17 protein-coding genes and 1 CRISPR repeat array are annotated in these 22256 nt (G+C 45.8%); of the genes, 8 read left to right on the forward strand and 9 right to left on the reverse strand.

Going from position 1 to position 22256, the window contains the following annotated elements; all coding sequences use genetic code 11:
• The first annotated feature begins 17 nt into the window (after positions 1-17).
• Genes cas3 through KN1_RS05240 form a run of 3 tightly spaced genes read left to right on the forward strand, consistent with a single transcriptional unit; the run spans position 18 to position 3450 of the window.
• The gene (cas3, locus tag KN1_RS05230; RefSeq protein WP_221289777.1) at positions 18-1691 is read left to right on the forward strand and encodes a CRISPR-associated helicase Cas3'; all 1674 of its coding nucleotides are present in this window, start codon (positions 18-20) and stop codon (positions 1689-1691) included.
• The gene (locus tag KN1_RS05235) at positions 1688-2404 is read left to right on the forward strand and encodes an HD domain-containing protein (RefSeq protein WP_221289779.1); all 717 of its coding nucleotides are present in this window, start codon (positions 1688-1690) and stop codon (positions 2402-2404) included. The genes cas3 and KN1_RS05235 overlap by 4 nt, the downstream gene beginning before the upstream one ends.
• Positions 2404-3450, forward strand: a complete 1047-nt coding sequence (locus tag KN1_RS05240; protein ID WP_221289782.1) for a hypothetical protein — start codon at positions 2404-2406, stop codon at positions 3448-3450. The genes KN1_RS05235 and KN1_RS05240 overlap by 1 nt, the downstream gene beginning before the upstream one ends.
• 243 nt (positions 3451-3693) lie before the next feature.
• Here KN1_RS05240 and KN1_RS05245 read toward each other — a convergent pair whose 3' ends face one another.
• Positions 3694-4236, reverse strand: coding sequence for a hypothetical protein (locus KN1_RS05245; protein WP_221289784.1), 543 nt, complete (start codon positions 4234-4236; stop codon positions 3694-3696).
• 3 nt (positions 4237-4239) lie between these two features.
• Positions 4240-5160 carry an AAA family ATPase gene (locus KN1_RS05250; protein WP_221289785.1) on the reverse strand — a complete coding sequence of 307 codons (921 nt, stop codon included), beginning with the start codon at positions 5158-5160 and terminating at the stop codon, positions 4240-4242.
• A 54-nt stretch (positions 5161-5214) separates the two neighbouring features.
• Between KN1_RS05250 and cas7a the strand changes: the two genes are divergently transcribed.
• Together cas7a and cas5a are read left to right on the forward strand one after the other, a co-directional pair.
• Positions 5215-6168: a type I-A CRISPR-associated protein Cas7/Csa2 gene (gene cas7a, locus KN1_RS05255; RefSeq protein WP_225905790.1), complete on the forward strand. Its 954-nt coding sequence runs from the start codon at positions 5215-5217 to the stop codon at positions 6166-6168.
• Between the two features lie 17 nt (positions 6169-6185).
• Positions 6186-6863, forward strand: a complete 678-nt coding sequence (gene cas5a, locus KN1_RS05260) for a type I-A CRISPR-associated protein Cas5a (RefSeq protein WP_221289788.1) — start codon at positions 6186-6188, stop codon at positions 6861-6863.
• Positions 6864-8592: 1729 nt separating this feature from the next.
• On the opposite strand, the gene KN1_RS05265 is transcribed toward cas5a, so the two are convergent.
• From KN1_RS05265 to KN1_RS05275, 3 genes are read right to left on the reverse strand one after another with little or no spacing between them, the layout of a single operon-like run.
• Positions 8593-8919 (reverse strand): nucleotidyltransferase domain-containing protein, encoded by a 327-nt coding sequence (locus KN1_RS05265; RefSeq protein ID WP_221289789.1) that lies wholly within the window; start codon positions 8917-8919, stop codon positions 8593-8595.
• Positions 8907-9284 (reverse strand): HEPN domain-containing protein, encoded by a 378-nt coding sequence (locus KN1_RS05270; protein ID WP_221289791.1) that lies wholly within the window; start codon positions 9282-9284, stop codon positions 8907-8909. The genes KN1_RS05265 and KN1_RS05270 overlap by 13 nt, the downstream gene beginning before the upstream one ends.
• Complete coding sequence (locus tag KN1_RS05275) at positions 9256-9651, reverse strand: putative integrase (RefSeq protein WP_221289792.1); 396 nt, start codon at positions 9649-9651, stop codon at positions 9256-9258. Before KN1_RS05275 ends, KN1_RS05270 begins: the two co-directional genes overlap by 29 nt.
• Positions 9652-10053: 402 nt before the next feature.
• Between KN1_RS05275 and KN1_RS05280 the strand changes: the two genes are divergently transcribed.
• Positions 10054-10398 carry a PaREP1 family protein gene (locus KN1_RS05280; RefSeq protein WP_221289793.1) on the forward strand — a complete coding sequence of 115 codons (345 nt, stop codon included), beginning with the start codon at positions 10054-10056 and terminating at the stop codon, positions 10396-10398.
• Between the two features lie 820 nt (positions 10399-11218).
• On the opposite strand, the gene KN1_RS05285 is transcribed toward KN1_RS05280, so the two are convergent.
• The 4 genes from KN1_RS05285 to KN1_RS14930 all read right to left on the reverse strand — a co-directional run bounded on the left by KN1_RS05285 (position 11219) and on the right by KN1_RS14930 (position 15963).
• Entirely contained in the window at positions 11219-11875 is a 657-nt protein-coding gene (locus KN1_RS05285) for a hypothetical protein (RefSeq protein WP_221289794.1), read from the reverse strand.
• Between the two features lie 96 nt (positions 11876-11971).
• Positions 11972-12757, reverse strand: a complete 786-nt coding sequence (locus KN1_RS05290) for a zinc ribbon domain-containing protein (protein ID WP_221289795.1) — start codon at positions 12755-12757, stop codon at positions 11972-11974.
• An 802-nt stretch (positions 12758-13559) separates the two neighbouring features.
• Positions 13560-15134, reverse strand: a complete 1575-nt coding sequence (locus KN1_RS05295; RefSeq protein WP_221289796.1) for a hypothetical protein — start codon at positions 15132-15134, stop codon at positions 13560-13562.
• A 700-nt stretch (positions 15135-15834) separates the two neighbouring features.
• Positions 15835-15963, reverse strand: a complete 129-nt coding sequence (locus KN1_RS14930; protein WP_258712570.1) for a hypothetical protein — start codon at positions 15961-15963, stop codon at positions 15835-15837.
• Between the two features lie 1153 nt (positions 15964-17116).
• Positions 17117-19141: direct repeats of the CRISPR family, unit length 24 nt; unit sequence GTTAATCCTTCATGGAATTGAAAG.
• Between the two features lie 989 nt (positions 19142-20130).
• On the opposite strand from KN1_RS14930, the gene KN1_RS05300 reads away from it, so the two are divergent.
• Positions 20131-21372 (forward strand): FAD-binding oxidoreductase, encoded by a 1242-nt coding sequence (locus KN1_RS05300; RefSeq protein WP_221289797.1) that lies wholly within the window; start codon positions 20131-20133, stop codon positions 21370-21372.
• A complete protein-coding gene (locus tag KN1_RS05305) occupies positions 21369-22256 on the forward strand; it encodes a DUF1177 domain-containing protein (protein ID WP_221289799.1) in 888 nt (295 codons plus the stop codon). Before KN1_RS05300 ends, KN1_RS05305 begins: the two co-directional genes overlap by 4 nt.

The raw sequence follows: 22256 nt of genomic DNA on the forward strand, positions 1-22256 counted from the left end.
ACACCGGGGTAGGGGTTTTGAGGGACTTCATAGAGGAGATGATAAACGCGTGGGGCCGACACAAGGGCAAGCGGGTGGCCCTCGACTCGGAAAGGCTAAACGACCAGCTCGCGCTGGCACGGAGGGTCTACGAGGAGGCCTCGGCCGCCAACCAAGGCGTATTGTTCATGTTGAGAGCCCCTACGGGTTTCGGTAAGACCGAAGTCCTCTTCGCCCCGTTCCTCTACCAGTTCGTGGAGGGGCAGTGGTTCGCACCGAGGATGTACTTGGTGGAACCGGTAAACGCGTTACTTAAACAGATGGAAGAGAGGGCTAAGGTGTACTCACAATTGGTGGCACCGAGCCCTACCGTGGGTAGCGACTACGGCGACACACTAAAGAAGACGTACCTGTACACAGCCGTCATAACCCTCACCACAGTGGACAGCGCATTTTACGGTTTCACGGCTAAGAGAGTGGTGACGTGGAGGGAGAGGGACTATGAGACCGGGAGGTACTCGATGCCTGCGGGCCTCCTCACGGGCTCGTACCTCGTCTTCGACGAGGCCCACCTGATACAAGACCAAGTGTTCTTGGGGCCCAGGGTGATGTCTAAAGTGATATGTAGTATCGTAGCGGCGGGCGGGTTAGTGGTCTTCTCTTCGGCCACGCTACCGAGTATAACGGCGGGGCTGTTTAAAGAGGAGTGCGATAAGTACGGCGCGAAGGTAATAGACCTCCCTTTCCCGCGGGCGAAAAAGGAAGCCCGCGTAAGTTACGTAAACAGGCCCATATCCGAGGCAGAGTGCGGAGAGGGGTCTGCGATATTTGTAAACACGGTCGAGAGGGCGATAAAGATGAAGGAGAGGTGCAAAGGCGCGGTGTTATTACACTCGTTGATGAGGAAAGACGATAAGGAGAGGGCGTTAAGGGGACTGGAGGAGGGTAAGGCCCTCATAGCCACGCAGGCCGCAGAAGTGGGGATCGACTACGACTTCAAGAGGGTCATAACGGAGCTGGCGCCGATAGACAGCCTAATACAGAGGTTCGGGAGGGTGAGGAAGGACGTGATAGACGCTGAAGTATATGAGGTGGAAAACAGCCTACCCTATGACGACGACGTGGTCAACAGGAGCAGGGACGTACTGCAGTCGGTCAGTACTATAAGTTCAAGTGACGTAGGCAAACTGGTGGACGAGGTGTACGACGAAAGTATAGTGGGGAAGCTGTCGGAGTTAGGTGACACGTTTTACTTGAGTACGGTGGAGTACTTGCAGGGGCTTACGCTTTTCTCATACCCCCCTGAAGATACCCCTTACCTAAAGCCCTCGTACTACGTGACGCTGTACTTACTCAGCGCGGCGGAGTACGAAAAAATAAGGGACCTCCACGAGGGGGGTAAAGCCGACGCCGTCGAAGAGGTCAGCCGCATAATGGCCAACGCTTCGGTCAAATACCCCATTTCGTACATTGACGACTATAATAGGAAGAGGTTGGAGTCGTTCATAGAAAAGGGCGACGTATATAACGGTGCAGTATACAGCAAAGACTTCCTCAAGAAGGTGAAGGGGATAACCCACGAGTTGATAATAGTGGTAGACGGACAGACGTATTCCCCGGACGAGGGGTTTAAAGGGTTAATAGGGGCGGTGGGGGGACAAAAAGGGCGGAGCGAAAAGCGGAGCCGGAAGAAAGGGAGGGGGAAGAAATGACGAAGCCCTGTGCGTATTTTGAGGGCGGGGAGTGTAAGGAGAGTTACCTCACCCACATACGCTATATGCTGGACGTCTGGGAAAGGATAAAGGGGTACTACGTCAAGACGTTGGACCGGGTGGCGGGGAAGGGGTCTGAACACTACCTGAAGTTGGCGTTCCTGGCCCACGACGCGGGTAAACTCCTGAAAGCGTATACCCGCGACAAGCGTAAGTTCAGGCACGAGTTGGTCGGCGCGTACGTGTTGTACAAGATGGTAGGGGGAGGGGCGGGCGACGTCTTCGCTACCGCCGTACTCCTCCACCACGAGAGCATAATACTCAGTGTCTACGCAGGGCAGTACGGTGAGAGGATAATACCGCTGTCCACGGTACGGGCGGTACTGGAGGACTTTAAAGGCCTGCTGACGCCTTATGCTTCGCTCAAAGACGACGAGGCGTACGGCAAAGTGGGGATGGAAAAAGAGATAGACGAGATGGAGGGGATCCTCAGCTCACTGAAAGCAGACGACGTGTACGACGTGGTTAAGTCGCTGGTAGTCGGGGCGAGTTCAGGGAAGGACAGCTTGGTCTTTAGGAACAAGGTGAGCGCGGTACTGCACGTCTTAGTGTTGGTGGACTCTGTGGCGGCTAACACCAGCAGGGCTGACAGTAGGGATGAGGGGACGTGGGTGACAAAAGCGGCTAAGGTCGCAGAGCCGGGTGTGTGGTGATGGCGGAGATCTATACCCCCGGGCACGGTATAGTCACAGACTCCTTAATTATGCACGGTATAGTTAAGCTATACGACGTCCGAAAGGTGGAGAGGGTGGGGGAGAGGTTCAAGCTCATGGGTAGTTTCGAGACCCCCGATAGCGGTACGCTTTCCCTACTGGAGGAAGAGCTCAGGATTTACTCTAAACACCCGGAGGTCCTCAGCTCTTCGTCTGTACTCGGGAAGGTCACGGACTCTAACGTAAACGTCAGCGTGACCCCCAAATGGTTAGGTAAGCTCTCTGACGCGTTGACCGAAATGGAGGGGGACATCACAGACGTCTATACTGTAGACCACAAGGACAAGTTAAAGGAGGGGAGGAAAGGGAAGCAGGAATATTTACTGTACCTCCCTTTGTCGTTCGTCTACGGGAAGTTTTCACAGTCAGACTACTCGGTGACCGCTAAGGACTATTCGGTGTGCGGTCACTGTTTCGCGCTGTCTAATATAGGGCTAATTTACGGTACCGCGGTGGTGAGGTATTCGGGTAAGGACAAGACTTCCGTGACCTTGATGACTATAATACCTGACGAGGAAATGGACAGGGCTGACCTCCTGTTGGCCCAGAGGTTCGTACAAGGTAAGTCCGTAAGCTTATACACTGAGCTTACGTTAAAGTCCGTTGTCCTTTACGTGTTGTCGGTGGGCGAGACGCTTTTTTCCTTCGGGGAGCACTCACCTCAGGTGCTGGTCTGGAGGTTAGAGCGGTCCGGGAACTTCATGAGGTCTTTACAGCCCATGGCCCTCAGGCTCGGCGGGGTGCTAAAAAAGGTAGCAGAGATCAAGGCAGATTACCCCTACTTCACAAACATAGTGCTCAAGCTGTCCCGGAGCGAGGACGGGGCGGTGGTCTTGGACAGACTGGCTGACATAATACTTTTTAACGGGGACCCGTACCCGGCCTTGAGGCAACTCTCCTTATTCCTGAGGAAGAACAAAGACGAGGTGGGGGAGCTAACTGTCAAGGACTTACCGAACTTCGCGAAAATACTCACTAAGCAGTGACCGCAGTCCCCTTAATATGCTCCCTTTTTCGTTAGCGGCTGTGACGGGTCGCCCCCTTGGGCCCGCGGTGATCGGTATTACGCTTTATCAGGGGCTTCAGGGGATCCCTCGTCCCCCACTTAGCGGGCCTCTGCCCACACGCAGTCGCCCCTATTAACTGAGTGTGTATGAACACTTAAAGGCACGAAATGTGGGTAAAAAAGGGCCTATAAAAATTATCCCATTTAGTAGTACCCCTATCCATTAGAGGACGAAGACGTAGTAGTCCTTATCGTTAGCCTTTATCCTTTTCGCGTATTTGAGGTCTATATTTATCAATAAGACGGCCTTATCGTAACTAGAGTAACAAAGGTTACGTAAGGAAAACACGTCCCCTACCTTTATTTCCACGTCGTTGTACTCCCTTATTATATCGAACAGTAAGCGTTCCTCGCCCGGGGTGTACACGACAAGGACATCGGCTACCCCCTTTTCGAGTTTTTTAATATGCTTGTCCATAGATTCTAAGTCCGTGACGATCACGCCCCAAGTCGTGAACTCCACTTTGGTACCTTTACCCCCACAGTTTATAGTACAATCGGTCCCGTTCTCGTTGACAGTACAAGACTGGACGTCACTGCAGTTGTACTTATAAATATATTCTTTGACAGGTCCCGGTACGTAATCCCTTACCTTGTTTAGCTCGTTAACATCGGACAACAAGGCCTCGTTATTGCAGAGCGCGACTACCACCGACTTGTCATACATTATTATTGGCCAAATACAGTTACAAGGCGGGATCGTCACCACCTACGTGCAGTTCTTATAAACGCTCAACGAATATTCGGTGTACGTCGGTATCGCGCTACTAGCGACACTGTACTCTTCTATGTGCTTGTCTTTCACTACATAAAGGGCGGGGGCCAGCCCGAATTCGTCGTTATACCCTAAGGTCTTAGCGACGCCCCTGAGGCACGCTAAGAGTGAGAGGAAGCCCACGTTATGAGTGGTCAACAGTATTTTATAGCCCTTTGAAGCCATCAACCCCAACAAGTACGCGAGCCTCAACATGTACTCAGCGTGGAGGCCCTCCTGTACGTCGTCGAACAGGAGGACTGTCGATTTAGGGTCACCCAAAAGCCCCTTCTCGAGGAGGGACACCAGGAAGGAAAGCTTGAGGCTACTTGAAGAAGCTAATTCGGCCCTGAACTGCTTGCCCCCTACCTCTTCGTATAGTTGGAAGTCCCTCGCTATGAGGCGCGATTTAATAAACCCCTTTTGTAACTTCACTGCGTAATACTTGTCCTCCACTTTAGCCCTCAGTTTGTTCAGCACAGTGAAGAACTCGGAATAACTCTCGTAATACACAGGGGAGTAGTTGTACTTTAAGATATACTCCATGTCTGAAGGGAAAAAGACCCCTTTATACCCCACCTTCTCCTTATTGTAATCGCACGAAGGGTCACCCTCAAAAGTACTGCAGGTCAGTACCCCGCTTACGCCCCTTTTACCTACTGAGACTTTCATCTCGCCGTCCAGGAACTCTTTTGCGATAACACTGGCCTCCACCGGTACGACGCCCAGCTCCGAGGCGTACAGCACGTCGTAGACCAGCCTGAGGAGTGTCGTCTTCCCGGACATGGGTTGTCCCATAAGTACGGTGATGCCGTTAACTTCCAGGTCGCCCGTAATGAAGCCCGGGAATTGGACTGATATTTTCAGCGGCTCCATATAAAAGCGTCTATCGCAAAGGATATATATGTTTAGATGGAATTTTCTCTTGGTATGTCATACATCAGGGTTTCAGGGAGGTTTGAAGCACAGCTTGCCGTGCTCACTGGGTCGGACAACATAGGGAACTACAACACACACGCCACAGGGAGGATAGTAGTACCCACAAGGGAAGGCTTCAAGCCCTACGACGTCCCTATCATGACGGGTAACTCACTGAAGCACTGGCACGCGGTGTATTTAGCTAAAGCGTACGAGAACTTAGGGGGGAGTAAAATAAACGAGCTGTGTAAGGCGGGGTTAGGGCTGAGGGGGTACACCGTCGACTCTACACTTGAAGGGCTTAAACCCGCCTCGTCGGAGTCTGAGGCGATAGAAGACGTCTGTAACGACCTCCACGGGTTCCTGATCACCAGGAAAAACGGGAAACAGACCAAGAGGGACAGCCTGGTAAAGTTCTCCTTAGCCTCACCTGTACTGGACGCCGAGGTCTTGGAGTACGTTAACAGGTTTTCCGTTATACATAACAGGGTAGACCCGCTTACACAGGAGCAACAGATGGTCTTTAAACAGGAGTACTCTTCGTCACCCCTCTACGGGTTCAATGTGGTAATGGACTTAGACTATGTCTGCAGGCCCATGTACGAAGAAGGGGAGGTCGTATGCGACCAAGACGAGGTAAAACGGAGGAAAAAGTCCTCGGTATTGGCACTCCTGTACATGTTCACCGGGATAGGGTCGAAACAAGCGAGGGCACTGCCGGTAGCGAGGGTCACGGAGGTGGTCTCGGCGGTCTCGGACAGACCCGTACCCAACTTAGTCCACGGCAGTTACAAGGACTACGTGCAGGGCTCTTTAGACACTTTGGCCGCGTTTACTAAAGCCACGAACACAGATATGACCGTGATATGCTATAACGCCGAGTGTAAGTCGGAGGGGGTGAAAGTGGTAAACACTAAGTCCCTTGAAGAGTTCTTCAACGCTTTGATAGGGGCCGTCAGTAAATAGGGGCTGTGGGGTACCGGATGAGGGCACTCATAGCTTCCTTTAGGGCCCCGTTTTTTTCCATCAGGGTACCTGAGACGTACCAAGTGGCGGTCACGTACAGCTTCTTAATGCCTTCTACCCTTTTCGGTTCGATTTGTGCCTCGCTGTGCGTGCTTAACGGTTGGAGTGAACAGGAATGTAGAGAGAAACTCAGGGGGACTAAGGTCAGGGAGTCCTATAACGGGCTCATATATTCAACTAAGTTCCCGGTAATACTCAGGAGGACGAGGAAGGTGCTCGAAGAGGGGAAGTTACCCGAGACCTTAGACGAGTTCAAGGGGTTTTCCGACGCGATGGTGAGGGAATACGCGTACTCTTTAGACGAGAGGAAGGTCGTGGTAGTGTCACACGGGATAGACGCCTTAAAGGAGGCCCTGCGGCTAGTGAACAGGGTAGGGGACTCGGAGTCCTTAGTGGCAGTAGTAGACCTGAGGGAGGTGGAGTTAGAGGAGTGCGGGAGTGGGGAAATAAACGTCATGTCAAAGGTAGGTGCGGGCGGGGACGTAATTAAGGGCTTCGACGAAGAGGGGAAGCCCTCTACGTTTTACGTACCCGTTAAGGCTTTCCCGTGGTACCTCATATACTCCCCCGTAAAATATAAGGGGAGGGTGTTGTGCGGCGGGGGGATAAAAGTCCCTGCAGAGGGGGAATGGTAGTGCGGGGCATGGACACAAACGTTGTGGTAACGCGTCACCAAAGCAGGGGAAAGTACGCGGGGAGCCCCTCGGTCGGCTCTCATTTGGAAAAGGGGAGTGACCGGATATCACCACGGACGTCCCCCTTACCGTGCTCGTAACCTACTTTATTCCCAACGCTTAGAGGGCCGGGCCCCCCATTAACGCACCGCGTATTGACACACGTCCGGTCGGTAAACCTTACCTCGTAAGTACCGGAGGTAAAAGGCCCTACACGTGACGGGATCCCGTATGGCCGAGGTACTGTAGTGCCTATTTGTTAGGGCCTTTTATGGCTACGGGAAGCCTTTTACGTAAACCCCTTATGTCCGCATCTTTTTCCACTAATGTACCTATTACGCTCTCCACATTAAATGTCAGGGGCCCTTAATGGCCCTCTTCGAGTGTTTTACGTAAAGTGGAGCCTGAGTACCCACTTAGTGGTAATACCGGTCGCCACGGTTTTTCGATGGGTGCTAAACGTAATTTTGGGAGGGCTCTCGCCCCTTACACCTCGGTCGAGTATAAACGTGGAGTAGCAGTTACCGTACTTTATCCTTTACTGGAAATGAAACTCTACATCGCTTTTGAAAGTCTTTTAAGCCCGTTGAGGTTGGTGATAGTGTCGTCATTAAGCTATTTAGTTTCTGAAAATTTTTAGTACATAGTGACATGTAAATTCTTGTTTATACTCCTTATAAAGGAAGGTCGTTTGACAAATTCATATACGGATGGCGACGCTAATATTGCGGAATACAATTTATTTAACCTGAAATAAATTATATGAGGTGTGGGCTTAGTTTAAGTCTGTGAGTAAGCCTACCATACGGTGGCTTAGACGTTACGGTTTTAGTCTTTATTTGGGTTTTTCCACGCCTTTGTGTCCGTTGCAAATTGAGATGTCCCTTAGCGGATTAGTATAGTTCTAAGTACAAGGGCAATACACTAAGGGCCGTTCCGCGTAAACTAAACCGTAAACCCGTCACTTTACGCCATGCGTTATCACGGGTAAAAATGTCGTCGAGTGTAAATTTAACGTGATGACCTCACCATACTCAGTCAGATGGAGGCCGTAAAGGAGCCTTAAAAGGCCCTTAAAAATAGATATTATGTTAATTTTTTTAATTTAATTATAATAATAATTTTAAGAACCCATGAGTAGTAGTAGTTTTTACTCCTTGAACTATAACGCTAGGCCATTTAATAACGGGCGATGGCCTTCGCACAGAGCCCCTTATGAAGCGAAGCACACGTGTTAGGCTGGAGGGAGGGGTTTTGCCCTTTAGGGCCTGACAAGTCGTGTCACCCCCCATGACTAAGCACTCACGAAAAGCGGATCTGAGGGCTAAAATTAGAGGCCCAACTCTTATTACTTAAGTCCCAAAATGTATTATTTAGAAAAGGTGGAAAAGGCTGAAGGGGAGGCTATGGAGGCGGGAGGGAGACCGCTGACCGGGAGTTTATAAAGGCACTACCGCTAGAGCTGAGGGTAACAACAGAGTACTACGTAGAGACCGGGGACTTTAGGGAAGGCCCGAGGATCGCCGGTATGGCCGTGGGCAGTTTTATACTTTGTCTGGGGGTAAAGGCCTTATTCCCTTTTTTACAAAATTTTCACCCTTACACTAACCGCACTGTTGTCATCTGTTGGCTGGCCGAGGGTGGCTTTTCGGCGTCCTGGCCCACTACTCACCGTAAACGCCCCACCGCCTTAACACCTGACCTCGACTACCGGTTTCAGGAAGTCCCTGTAAAACTCCTCATAACCCCTCCGGTCGGCGTAATGGAACTCAAACGGCGTCACCGCGCCCTTAAACACTGTAGAGGTGATGTACACGGTCATATTTGCCTGCCACACCACGTCACCCACTTTATCGGACACTACCATGACGTCGATGTCACTCAGGGAAGGGATGTAATTCCCTTTAACTACGCTCCCGAAGACGACTACCATTACGTCCGGTAACACCTTCTTGAGGGAAGTGCAGATCTCCTCTGCGTACTTCTTCCAGTCCCTGAAGTACTCTACCCTTTCCATACCCCTAACACCTTTAGGCACTCCTTTACCAGCTCGACCAACTTTACCGCCACTTCCTTATCGTAATAGTCCGGGGAGTATATGGAGCCGGTGTACGCGACCTTTAGTAGGGTAACTAACTCCCTATTCCTGTCCCTCAGGCCTACCAAGCGCGTGTCGGCGAGGGAGTTTATCAGCTCGTCTATGTCGTGTGTGAAGGGGTAGCTCCCTTTTTTCTCGAGTAAGGCCGCCTTAAGTGCCAGCTGTAACGACTGTTCTAAGTGAAATACCGCGAAGTCGTACCAGCCCTTATCCAAGTCCGATACTGCTTCCTCAAAGAACCTTAACGCCCTGTCCTTAAACGCGTCGACCAGTTCCTTTTTCATGCCCCCACCTCTCATAAGACCGTAGTCGTGGCCCGTCCCTGTCCACTGTAAAGTCTACGGGGAAGTCGACTGCTGTAAAGGCGACCTGCAGGGCTTTGTAAAACGCCCTCCCCGTGTGAGGTCCTGGGGCAGTCCCGCTCCCTGACCTAAGGCTTGCTGGCGAAGGCCTATGTAGTCCCCACCCCCGCACTGGGGGCTTTGCCCATAACCTACCCGAAATTTTAATATAAGCCCCTATCGTCTCCTCTGAGGGGCCCACGTAAAGGTACCTTAACTTAGGCTTAGGTCTGTCGGTATAATAGACGAAATACTCCCCCTTGTCCCCTCGCGTGGAGGTGTTACCCGTATGAATGACTTCACGTGTCATAACTCCTTATTTTCTTGAAAGCTTAAAAATTGCGACGAGAGAGCGTAGAGTTAAAGGACGCGGTAAAGAGCCCTCGGAAGTAATACTATTTCAGCGGTTATCCTACTTTAACGCGTATCAAAGGCCTGCATGAGGGCCGGTGCACCTCCCAGACGGTCTCCAATGAACCATATAAACACGTTTGCAAGTCCGTCACTGGGCTGGACGCCTTTCTTACATGGTGTCCTAAGTACTAAGAGCTTTACCCGCCTCCAGATCCGGCATCGGTCTTAAAGCTGGATATAAGGGACAAACCCTTGGTTTTTGAATTTAACGAAAAATTACCGACCTAAACCGTTTTCCCAAATTTTTAACGTCGCATAGTATAAAATATTTTTATAGTGCCTTGTTAAAGAGTAATATGTGTTACCGCTAACGTCTGCTGAGGCTTATTTACAAGAGGCTGACGAGCTTTTAGAGAAAGGGGACATTGTACAAGCTTCAGAAAAATACTATAAGGCAGTAGAGGAGGCAATAAAGGCCCTCTCAAGAAAATATAATTTAGGTGTTTTAAAAAGGTTGAGACACGGTAGGTGGTCCTCAGGGCTCCTATTTGACGCTGTAAACGAGCTTGGTAGTGACGAACTTAAAGAGGTCTGGTATATAGCTTGGGAACTACACGTAGACGGGTTCCACGAAATGGTATTAACAGGGGAAAGACTGAGGTTAGTAAGAGATAAAATTAAGAAAATTTTAAATTATTTATAACGTGGGGGGGGGGGTGGACAGCCCTGTCGTCCTCCGTCACTTGTCAGAAGTCCAATTAAAGCCCTTTTTCCGCCTTTTAGGGTGTTCCCAAACAGTCATGGAATTCGAAAATTATTTGTAATCCCTCAAAACCAAGGGTGAATTACGCAAAGGTTACGGGGTCCATCTCGTGTACCCCAATGAAGTCTCGTAACCCTCGCACATGAGTTTTTTCCCCAAAACGGTTTCCCCCTTACACTTTATGTATTCTCGGTGAATTAACTAGAAAAAATTATTTTTATGGATACGCGGTAGTTTTATAGACACTTATCGAATTTGACGGCCGATTGAGACCGCCCCCGAGTGCTCGCTCCCCGGAGAGTGTTAGAACCGGTGCTACCCTTTGCTTAGCCCGTTTACCGCGCGTGTCCCAGCTAAGTAGCCGTACGCTTCGGTTAGCTTTTCGCGGTGTTCAGCCCGTTTTCGTCGTTTGTTTTCCCGTGTTTCACGTTTTTGAAGAGACCGGGCGTGGGCCTGAAGACTTTACTAGTATTACTAGTCCTCGGTGTAGCCAAGGAGAAATAGGGTAACTGCTGGGAGTAGTCAAAATGGGTGTAAGCCTATATAATGAGGCAAAATTCAAGAAAAATAGTGAAATTTCTGGGGGTTTTTAGCCGGGAACTAAAAGGGTAATAAAATAGCGGTAATGGTGGACTCTTAGTTGCTGCCAAAGGGAATATAATACCAACTGAAATAGCTAAACCTTAATATTTTGTAGAAATAACTATTACAGATTAAGTTTTTAATTCAGTATATACTCGCTAACTAAGGTAAAAAAGATTTAAGGTTGGGGCCTACCTTCTATATCTATTACATAATTCCCTTTTCTACCTCTTACGAAGAATATTTGGCCGTTGGTAGTATTTACCTCGATCTGGTACCCGCTCTGAGTTAAGACATTAACTAACTGCGTGTGCTCAGGGAGCCCCCCTTGAGGCGGTTGTGGCGTAGGGTGGTACATCGGGGGTTGAGGGGTAGCAGGCTGGGGCATAGCCGGTTGTGGGGCAGTAGGTTGCGGGGCAGACTGCACGGGGTGCGGGAACTGCGGCTGGGGGGTCATTGGGGGTGACGGAGAAGGCGGCCGCATTACCGGGGGCTGGGGGGCAGCCTCTGGCATAGGGCGCACTTCAGCTGTCTGCCCTTGGGCCTCATTGAGCTGAGGGGGGCTCTCCGGCATAGAAGGCGGCTGGTTTATTAGTGGTTCGGCGATGTTCATTAAATCCCATTCCAGCTCACCGTGTGTTATTAACCTGACCGTGCCCCAATCGTTAAATACCTCGACTTCCCCGTGTGCGTAGTCCCTCCTTACGAAGACCTTAAAGCCGTTGTCCCTAGGCTCATCTCTGTGAATTTCGAGCCCTCTATTCTGTAATTCATTCACTAACTTATCATGTATGGCATTTATATCTACATTATCTATTTGGAAGGTCTTTTCCATATTAGCTCATAAAGTTTTATTCATTATTACTATTAAAGTTTTCTATAATTTTTAAAAATATAAAGTTAATATATAGAATTTATTACATAGAAAAAATTACGATAAAGCCTCTTGCTTAAACCTGTCGTAGTTGTTATTGACGCACGCGGACATCTGCGATATCTGGTTTACCAGGTCTGGCGGCAACCCCTGGTCTATGGTAGCCTGGTACTTGTCACCGAACGCACTCCTAAAGTCTTCCCTGACCTTATCGACGAACCTATCAAAGAGACCAGTCTTCCCGCTGGGTATAATGAGTACGTCCCTGTCAATTGTCACCCTACCGTTGCTGGTGTCGTAATCAAATTGTTTTGAAACTTGAACCGTTATGTGGCCGTTATAGTTTTTCACGTCTACGTTATTTACTAGGGACGGGTCTTGTCCTTTATACGTCTGGATCATCACGTCTATTGCTTGCGGGTTGTACCAAATAGAGTCTACGTACGGGTTAAAAGGGGGCTGGTGTATACACCTCGGGCACGAATAGTTTTGGGCGTGAAATACCACCCTCATGTTAGTTATGTAAACTGCTCCGTAGACGTACATGGTCGCGGAAATATACTGAGGGTTATTATAGTCCGGTTGTTCACCTATGTTTATAAACCCCCCGATGCTGAATTCCGGGGTCTGCTGGTAGTATGTTTGCGTTATATACGACTGCTGCATATACCTCGCTACGAGTATTATTTGTTCTCCGCATATCGGAGTAAACGGGGGGTTACTAGTGTCCACTTGTTGTAATAGGCTCATATCGGGTTGGTCGGCGTTTGCGAATTGGTACCCACAATTAGGGCACTGGGGGACACTGTCTGGGATTTCTTGATTACACGAAGGGCATAACATAACATTTTCCTTTAGATGATATTATATAAACTTTTTCAGAAGAACTAAAAGTAGATAATTTCACATTTGTGCAAAATATAGGACTAAGCCTTGAAATTCCGGTGTCCGGGCTCGCGGTGAGGTGACACGAACTAAATTCGTGGTTTACGACAGCAGTATTTTACCTACGAAGTCCGGGCCTCGCACGCGTGTAAGCGTCGTGGAGTCCTTTCCCCTCCTCGCCAGTACGATGAGGCCCCGTGTGGTGCTGAGTTAACCCTGTCACAGCAGTCATCCTACTTTAACGCGTCTTAAATGTTTTCATCAGGACCGGTGCCCCTCCTAGACGGTTTTCAACGAATTTGAGGAGTTCTCCTCCGCGCCCGTTAGGTCAGTGGGCTCCCCGATGCTGAGCTAGATCTTAGTAATGCCCAGCTCCTTTTAGTACTTCATATTTTTCCAATAAACCGGACGTAAAATCTAAAAACTTTATCAGTATTGCTGGTGCTTGGTATTACCAAGGAAAAGTGGGATAACTGTTGTTACGCATAACAACTGTTACACTTAACAACATTGGTACATAGTACGTATAAAAACGTGTTATAATAAGGTTATAATTCAGGCTATCCAGGGTGGTTTCGCGTATACTGTATTATATAAACATTGAATTATACTAATTTGATAGAGAAAATTATAATTTGCAAAGGACACGCGAAAGACCACCTAATCAACGCAGGACTTGAAAAATATGAAGGGTAAAAAAAAAAAACAAGTATAGCATAAGGGGTTTTAACGCCTATCGGTTTAGGTTCGTCTTTATCGGCTATCTCTTAGCGAACTTCTTCAGGAGTAAAATTACTGCGATAACAGCCACTATAGCGATCCCCACTAACACTACAGGGGACACCGTGACTCCCACACCAGCAGGGCGTGCGGCACTCTCCCCGTGTGACGTAGTCCCCACGAGGGCTAACGTGAGCTCATACACCATAACTTCACTCTCTGCCGTACCGTTACTACTCACAGTACTGTTACTCTCCACTAGGTAGTACTCATAGGGGTCGGCTTCAATTAACCTGACGTGCGGAGACCTGAACAACGAAGTACCGATATTCACTGTCCCCCTTACAGTACCGTTATTGTTCAGGACCACCAACGAGAAGTTACCGTCGTCACCAAACAACAGTACGTTATTTCCGATAAACTTCGACACGTTCCCCCTTATAAAGTAGTGTGTCACCCCGCCGGAATAAACGTCGGTAACGTTAGAGCCAGACGGCGTAGGGTTGACCACAAGGAAGTAGCCCCTACAGCTAGAGAAGAACTGGGAGACAACCACGGTCTGGGTTATGCTAACATTTGATCCGAAATAGTTTTGGAAGTGTATAACTTCAGTTTCCGTCTTTATCGGTATTTTAGCTACGGGGGCCAACCCGCTACCGTTATACCTCTCTAGAGTAGCGTAGTGCCTACCAATTAACGCGACATACAAACTGCCGCCGATATTTAAGAGGTAAATTTTCAGTATTATACTCGTTAGCGTGAGCCTAGTAGTGACTTCGCCGTTCTCCAAGTTTATCCCTAGTATACTTACGTTAACGGGGGCCTTCGGTATTTCTATTTCTGAATACGGTATGGGGGTGTTATTAACGACTATGAACAACTGGTCCCCTACTAAGGTGTTAGAAAATAAGTTACTGCAGACGTAGTACTTTTTACTCCATATCACCTTACCAGTACGAGTGAACATACTTATGTTAAACAAGTGTGGGTCTACACTCCCGTTTGAGATTGTCAAGATACCTTGAGGTAATTCCACTGCCCTTACGGGGTCGAGGTCCCTTAATGTAATATTAGTGTTATTTAACATAATGATAGTGCAGTTATTGTTAAAAGCTGCTAGGGCGGTGAGGTTATTTAAGTCCACATGAAATATGTCCCCTTCCATAGTGTAGGTGTCCACTAGAGTTAAGCCCTTAAACACATACACGTAGGTATTGCCGGTTTGTGCAAACTTATAAACCGAGACCAAGACGTACAATTCCCCGTTCATGACAAAGGTGCTGAATATCGAATAACCTGTTAACGCCAACTTGTACAGCTCCAAGTCGAGGCTACTGTTAACGAAGTAGATACGTGCTACGGAGTAGAACCCCGTCTGTAAGTGGCCCTTATGTGAGCTACTAGATATTGTCACGTTAGTATACGTTGCTGCTATTACCAAGCCGTGGTCGTAATGTGTTACGCTGTCTATCTGTATTGAAGGTACGTCTTTGAAGACGAGGGTAGCTATTCGCTGTTCTTTAAATAACGACTGTGGTGTCTGCCCCGTTGAGACCGGGACTACTATGATAAAAAGTGTTAGTAATATTAGACTTAATACGTCTATTTTCTTCATGATAAACAACTTAAAACACATAGTTTAAAAGTATTTTCGCAATACCCCTTCGAAGACTTTAAATTTGCATTATCTATAAAGCATGGCTCATTCTTTTAGAACTATTTCCAAAAGGTTGACCGGTCATAATACTTTATCTCCCACTTTGAAAAGTGTTAAAAGGATAAAGTAATTTTAAAAGAATATAATATATATAAAAACTGTTCTAAATATAAATCAATTATTAACCCGTCACCTTTACGCCTTTTCACGCTAACACTTATTGAAAGTCCTTACAGCCGGGTATTACCCTAAATATTTATGTAAATACTTATACATGACCTTATGTTAAATTACCAAAAAACCCTTATTTCCAGTCGCGGAGTACGTAACAGCACACACATGACCGGTAAAAACACGTAGACGCGACGGCCTTACGTAAAACGTCGCACGTGCTATGTATTAATATCGCTTAATGCGGGCTAACTGCTTCACCCGGTCACGGTTAGACAAACGGGGACCGTAAAGGCCGTGAGAGACCCCTCGGTGTAACCGGTGGGCCACATTTAGAGTTACCCTAAAAAGTATGACGCGGCTTCTTCTCGTCAATTCTTACTAAAAATTATAAAACACCCCGCTTACACGTCTAACTGTGAGGCGGGGATAATCACGGGAAAACTACCGCTCGACGACTTTGAAGTATTAGAGAGCCTCACCCCGGTCAGATATTATTAGCCTTCTTCTCTTTTTTCTTTATTTTCTCCCCCTTCTCTTTTTCCGCAACGAGATCATCCCTTACGGATAAGCGTTTACCCGTGGCGTGACCCACCCTAACTTCTGCTCCCGCCACGGGGCACCCCTAACGGGCCGTACACCGTCACCTCAGATTTGTCGGGCCAACCGGGAGGTGGGGAGAAGGAAGATGATAAGTCTACATACGGTAGAAGAAGTCCATCCCGAGGTCTACCATGTCGGAGAAGGAAGATGACATATCCACCGTTTTTGTTTTATTAACCTCGTCTATATGGGGGCGGAGAGGAGGGAGACACTTACCTTCCCACCCTTACTTACACCACCCCCTATCCCCTGAGCATGGCCCGTCACTTGTAGGGAGGTTATCTAAGTACCCAAGTAATACTCTACAGACGTGACCATGGTGATGAAGGTCATATTGAAGAGCGTTTAAGGGAGTTCAAAAGTTACATAAAGTTGTTACGGTCTGGGGGGAATGATTATCACACTATGGGATATCACACTAAATGTATTCAAAAGTAGTCAAACACGTTACACCGTGAAAAAACGTAAAGCCACGGGACGATAACTTAGTTTATGGGGGGGAGGGGGACAACGCCGCTAGTTCAACGACACGGGTGCCGTGTTATAGCGTGGACGCGGGACTGCTTAATAGACGCAGTATTTATCAGCGGCGTGGTAGTTAGGAAGTAGGATCCGTTAATCGGAGAGTGTCAACACCGGTCATAGGTAAAGACACACGGGTTCTTGTGCCGAGGCGTTAGGCTATGAAGGGGTCATCAGGGGGAGGGAAAGCCCAAGTGCCTCGATCGTGTCGAGACGTGAGGGGCTGAAGGGACTTAGGAGGACGGACTAGTGGCCGCGTCTCCGAGGCATAGAATAGAAACCGACGCCGATAACAGCGTTCTCGGTTCACTGTGTCTTAATTGTGCAAAGGCGTTGGAAGTGGTTTGCTCCTGATACAATGGCCCTCTAAGCGTAACAAGTAGATAGAATTACTAACATTTTTTGTCTATGTGATATAGAGTATTTTGCCCTTATAATTCCCGGTTTTCAGCGGGAATTACTTTCAATTTGTCAGTGAGTGGAGAAATTCTCTACCATAAGTACGTGAACCGTAAATCTCTTTATCAAACTCCCGAAATTTCAAGGGAATGACAAAAATTCAGTCATGATAAAACCGCAAAGCACAGTAAAGCTTATATAAGAGAAGAGCAAAATTAAGGATAGACAAAGTATAAAAACATTCAGTTAATCCTTCATGGAATTGAAAGTGTAGCGATGCTAGGCGGCTGAATCGAAGCGAAACTCATGTTAATCCTTCATGGAATTGAAAGTTATATTCAGGTATCTGGTCCATGGCCTAAAGGCGAGACGTTAATCCTTCATGGAATTGAAAGGTATTTCTCCCTCTGGACTAAATAGGAGGTATCTCTTTTGGTTAATCCTTCATGGAATTGAAAGTCTCTTTGCCCAGGGCGTCCCTCAGGAACACGTAGTTGGTTAATCCTTCATGGAATTGAAAGTTCACTCTGACCCTGAGAGGCACTACTTGGAGACTCATTGTTAATCCTTCATGGAATTGAAAGTGAATTGAGAGATATTCGTATATGAGCTCTTGTACATAAAGTTAATCCTTCATGGAATTGAAAGCTTCATCGACCGGTGCCGTAAATTGGATTAACGTATCGTTGTTAATCCTTCATGGAATTGAAAGTTAGCCTGTTTAATTCTTCCCAACTAAAGGAGGTCTTAAGTTAATCCTTCATGGAATTGAAAGTAAAAATGCTTAAGCAAACTGTGAAACAGCCCAGCTCGCTTTGTTAATCCTTCATGGAATTGAAAGAGTAAGGAGACGGAAAGAAGGAGAGAAGAGAAAAGAGTGTTAATCCTTCATGGAATTGAAAGTAATCTTGTTCTCTATTGATTCGAAAGGTCTTATGTTAATAGTTAATCCTTCATGGAATTGAAAGTCAAAGGTGGAGATGGGTAGCATTTTGTAGTAAAACTTAGTTAATCCTTCATGGAATTGAAAGCGATGCCCTGGTCGAACTTGCCCTGTATGCCTTTATTATTTGTTAATCCTTCATGGAATTGAAAGACGGGGAGAGTGAGGCTCTGCCCACCAAACACGCGGGCGGACAGTTAATCCTTCATGGAATTGAAAGTATAATCGTCTACTAATGCCCTGAGTCTGTTCCTAAGAGCTAGTTAATCCTTCATGGAATTGAAAGTATTTTATTGGTTGTTTGGCCTTTTTCGGCTTTCTCAACCTTACGTTAATCCTTCATGGAATTGAAAGTCTAATCGTTAAAACGCTGGTCTACCACCCGGAACTGCGTTAATCCTTCATGGAATTGAAAGAATAACATATTCGAGTGCATGGCGAAGCTAGTCGTGTACGATGTTAATCCTTCATGGAATTGAAAGGATAATATTCTGGATGTCATTACCTATAACAAACTGACCTGTGTTAATCCTTCATGGAATTGAAAGATCAGTCCACCTAAAACGCCACCAATTATGCTGTACGTATGTTAATCCTTCATGGAATTGAAAGTTTCACAAAAGACCCCACACGGATCAACATTCCGTGGTTAATCCTTCATGGAATTGAAAGAGGATACCAGTTCGAATGGTATGCAGGAGACACAGGTGATATTGTTAATCCTTCATGGAATTGAAAGAACTCTCTATTAACGTCAAAATTGCTTTTTTTATCATAAAGTTGTTAATCCTTCATGGAATTGAAAGGTCTTAACAACATCTTTATAACGTTCACCGCTTCTCATTTATTAGGTTAATCCTTCATGGAATTGAAAGTAGAATTAGAAGAGAAGACCATAGGGACATATTACTTCACGTTAATCCTTCATGGAATTGAAAGCCCCCATAAAATGATGAAAGCGAGCGGGCGTGAGGAAAATTGTTAATCCTTCATGGAATTGAAAGAACGAAAGAAAGAGATTATGCTTATGTCTTGTATAAAATTAAGTTAATCCTTCATGGAATTGAAAGTAAATAAGAAATGGAGACGGGATAGGGATGTTTTCAGAGTTAATCCTTCATGGAATTGAAAGCGATATAAGTTCGATATCAAGGAGTTTATAGAAGCTGAAAGTTAATCCTTCATGGAATTGAAAGTAAAACAATAGTCTTAGATTTCGAGTGACTCCATCTAAGGTAGGTTAATCCTTCATGGAATTGAAAGATACGGCAACACTTTCCAGGCTGTACTTTCCACACTGTCTGTTAATCCTTCATGGGATTGAAAGCCGATCAATACAACGCCCCCTAGACTTAACATAACAAAATATGTTAATCCTCAATGGTAAAGCAGTCTTTTAGGGAAAGTTGGGCCTAAACTTCACTATCTGAAGCTGATGCCTCATAGAAGTAACAGTTCTGAAGCCTTTAGGCACCTCCTTTACTTAGAGTTATATGATTAGTAGTACCACTACGTAGACAAATATTAGGTTTAATTCTAGATAACTGAAGAGGAACCGCGGGCATGAAATCCGGGGTGACTGTAGTAATTTTTAAGGAAATTATCAGGGTTACATCTTATCTGTCGTGTTCTTGTAAAGTATAGTAATTTTATGTGTACGCATGTTAGACAGAGAAGGGAAGCACAGTGTCAACTAATAACGATTATGAAAAATTTATAAACGGGCAAGAAACAGTAAAAACTACGATATAAGAACAAGGAAGAAATAGTCAATAAAGAGGTTTACGACGATATTAAACTGGTTAAGGAAAAATCAAAGGGCTTCAGCCATGCATCGCCCTTCCTTATAGGGTTGTCAGTAAAACATTCCGCCGGCATTTTAGTTTACAATCAGAGGAAGACGTCATAAAAATTGTAGAGATCGCTATTGAAGACCAAGTACCCATAGTACCTAGAGCTGGGGGTAAGGATAACATAGGTGGGGTTATCCCTCTTAAAGGAGGAACTTTAATGGGCTTAAGTAAGATGGATATCCTTTAACGAGATAGAAGCAGAACCGGCGTCACAATTCGTTTGAACGGCAAAAGTTTATCCATCGACGTTTAACGAAGGCACTACTGTTGGAGGGTCTTTCAGCGGTGGTCTTGCAGTATAGGTGAATTCGTGTATGGGATCGCGTTACTGGAGTTAGGGCGGTAAACTCAAAAGGGGAGTTAGTGGCTTATGGTCTGCGTTAAGTTGTTGAAACAATTAAGTAATATTTTTTAACTAAGTTAAAGGAAATTCTTTAATACAAATACTTTAAAAATACTCCTGATGGAGACCTTTTTGTTGGCTAAAAAAGAATTTGAAAAAGAATTTGGTTCTAAATTTATTGATACCGAAGAAATTATAGATGAATATTCAAAATCTCCTTACTTAGTTTCACCTATTCTTTCAAAAATGGGTAAAAGGGTTTTAGGTGCTGTAATAGCTGAAGACGAGAACGACATCGAATATACTATTAAAGTCTGTAGTAAATATCGTATTCCTCTATTGGCTAGAGGTGCTGGCACTTCGACAATTGGTCAAGTTTTGCCAATTTTTCCCTCAATAGTTGTTGATATTCAGAAATTGAACAAGGTATTGGGACTTGATGGGGGATTTTTAAAAGTATCTCCGGGGGTTAAAGTCTTGCAATCACTTAACTATTTAAGAAAAAGAGGGAAGGAGTTAAGGGTATATCCTAGTAGCTTTTATATATCTACCTTAGGAGGTTACATTGCCGGTGGTGATGTAGGAATAGGGTCTTACCAGTTTGGGTACCACTTCCACGGTAATGGGATTAGACGTGTAAAAATAGTAGGTCCTAATGGGTTTCAAGAACTTACTGGAGATATGACTTTAGCCGTAGCTCAAGCTGCCGGGGCTACTGGGATTATAACTGGGGCCGAAGTAGCTGTTATTGACTACGAAGACTGGAAAGACCAATTAGTTCGTTTCAATGACGTCAGTGGGGTAGTCAAGTTCTTAAAAGATATGGAAAAAGAAAGGCCTAACATAAGGAGAATTACAATAGAAGACGAAGAAGCTTTCACTTTGGTCTCTCAAGGTAGAGTTAGACCGGGTAAATGGAACGTTATATTAGCTAGTACTAAAAGTTTCGGAGAAGAAATAAATATGAGGTTTTTAGACGAATTAGCGTTTGCAGCGATTTACGTGACTATGAGTAAACTAACTAGATTTCCAAACTATTTCTATGAAGTAAGATTGCTACCCCTAAATAGTTTTCTAAGTGTCGTAAGTCAAATAAAGAAAGCTCTAGGTCCAAACGTATTAATTCACGGAGATGTCATGACTTTAAGAGGGGAAACGATAATCTATACTGTATTCATGTCAGATAAAAGCAATTTCGAACTAATAGATTCAATAATGATAAAAGAGGGTATACCGTTTGAAATACATTCCCTGGCAGTGAATGACAGAGTTGATGAGGAATATAGACTAGAACTAATGAAAAAACTAAAGAAAATGGTTGATCCGTATGATATTCTAAACCCAGGGAAGCTGAGAATATGATTTTGAAGACGCTGATTGACGTAATTGGTATCTTAGAATCTAAGAGTCCGCTAGAGACGATTAGAAAGAGATTAGAAAATAAGGTTGAGTATGAGGAAACGATAGTGGGAGAAGTCCCTTATATTAAAGCCGTATATAAAGGTGGGGGGAAGGACAAGATTGAAATTTTAGGGAGGTTAGGAGCAATACAGATGGTTAACACGAATAAGGGTTTAGTTTCTGACGCTGATGGTGCCGTTATCACGTTAACTACACTTTTCGAACTCCTTGACCTGATGGATAAAGGAATTGTATTTGATATTGATATAGTATTTGTTACAAATTTAGCTACTAGAGCTAAGCTGATCCCTCACAGACCGTTTGACTTTATGATCCCATTAATGGGACTAGACGACGCATTAAAAATTGAAGTAGACCCTACAGCTTCATTTATATTATCTATAGATTCTACTAAGGGGAATAGGTTAGCAAAATACGACGATTTTGCGTTAACACATGTTATTAAAGACGGTTATATATTGAAATTGCATGATAACGTCATCGATATCTATAATAGAGTTACTGAACACGAAATTTATATGGTACCTCTTACTACCGGTGATCTTACACCTCTAGACTATAATGTATATCATATTAGTACTTTGATTTCCCCTTGGCTGTATACTTCTTCACCGGTCATTGGCTTAGCTACGGTTTCTAAACAGGTGATACCCGGATATGAGACTGGAGTCCAAAACCTAATAATGTTAGAACATGCATCGAGATTTTGCACCGAACTTATAAAGTATTTAGAAAAGGGCGGAAAAGTATATGATGAAAACGAGTTAATGGAATTAGAGAGCAAACTAGGTAAATCAAATTTGGTTAAGGCCAAGAGAGTGTAG

The sequence above is a fragment of the Stygiolobus caldivivus genome (genome assembly GCF_019704315.1).
GTDB classification, from domain to species: domain Archaea; phylum Thermoproteota; class Thermoprotei_A; order Sulfolobales; family Sulfolobaceae; genus Stygiolobus; species Stygiolobus caldivivus.

Excerpts from the sequence above, each read along its gene's own strand:
- KN1_RS05235 (WP_221289779.1), top strand. The coding sequence starts at position 1,688 with ATGACGAAGCCCTGTGCGTATTTTGAGGGCGGGGAGTGTAAGGAGAGT.
- KN1_RS05240 (WP_221289782.1), top strand. The coding sequence starts at position 2,404 with ATGGCGGAGATCTATACCCCCGGGCACGGTATAGTCACAGACTCCTTA.
- KN1_RS05250 (WP_221289785.1), bottom strand. The coding sequence starts at position 5,160 with ATGGAGCCGCTGAAAATATCAGTCCAATTCCCGGGCTTCATTACGGGC.
- cas7a (WP_225905790.1), top strand. The coding sequence starts at position 5,215 with ATGTCATACATCAGGGTTTCAGGGAGGTTTGAAGCACAGCTTGCCGTG.
- cas5a (WP_221289788.1), top strand. The coding sequence starts at position 6,186 with ATGAGGGCACTCATAGCTTCCTTTAGGGCCCCGTTTTTTTCCATCAGG.
- KN1_RS05265 (WP_221289789.1), bottom strand. The coding sequence starts at position 8,919 with ATGGAAAGGGTAGAGTACTTCAGGGACTGGAAGAAGTACGCAGAGGAG.
- KN1_RS05270 (WP_221289791.1), bottom strand. The coding sequence starts at position 9,284 with ATGAAAAAGGAACTGGTCGACGCGTTTAAGGACAGGGCGTTAAGGTTC.
- KN1_RS05275 (WP_221289792.1), bottom strand. The coding sequence starts at position 9,651 with ATGACACGTGAAGTCATTCATACGGGTAACACCTCCACGCGAGGGGAC.
- KN1_RS05285 (WP_221289794.1), bottom strand. The coding sequence starts at position 11,875 with ATGGAAAAGACCTTCCAAATAGATAATGTAGATATAAATGCCATACAT.
- KN1_RS05290 (WP_221289795.1), bottom strand. The coding sequence starts at position 12,757 with ATGTTATGCCCTTCGTGTAATCAAGAAATCCCAGACAGTGTCCCCCAG.
- KN1_RS05295 (WP_221289796.1), bottom strand. The coding sequence starts at position 15,134 with ATGAAGAAAATAGACGTATTAAGTCTAATATTACTAACACTTTTTATC.
- KN1_RS05300 (WP_221289797.1), top strand. The coding sequence starts at position 20,131 with ATGGAGACCTTTTTGTTGGCTAAAAAAGAATTTGAAAAAGAATTTGGT.
- KN1_RS05305 (WP_221289799.1), top strand. The coding sequence starts at position 21,369 with ATGATTTTGAAGACGCTGATTGACGTAATTGGTATCTTAGAATCTAAG.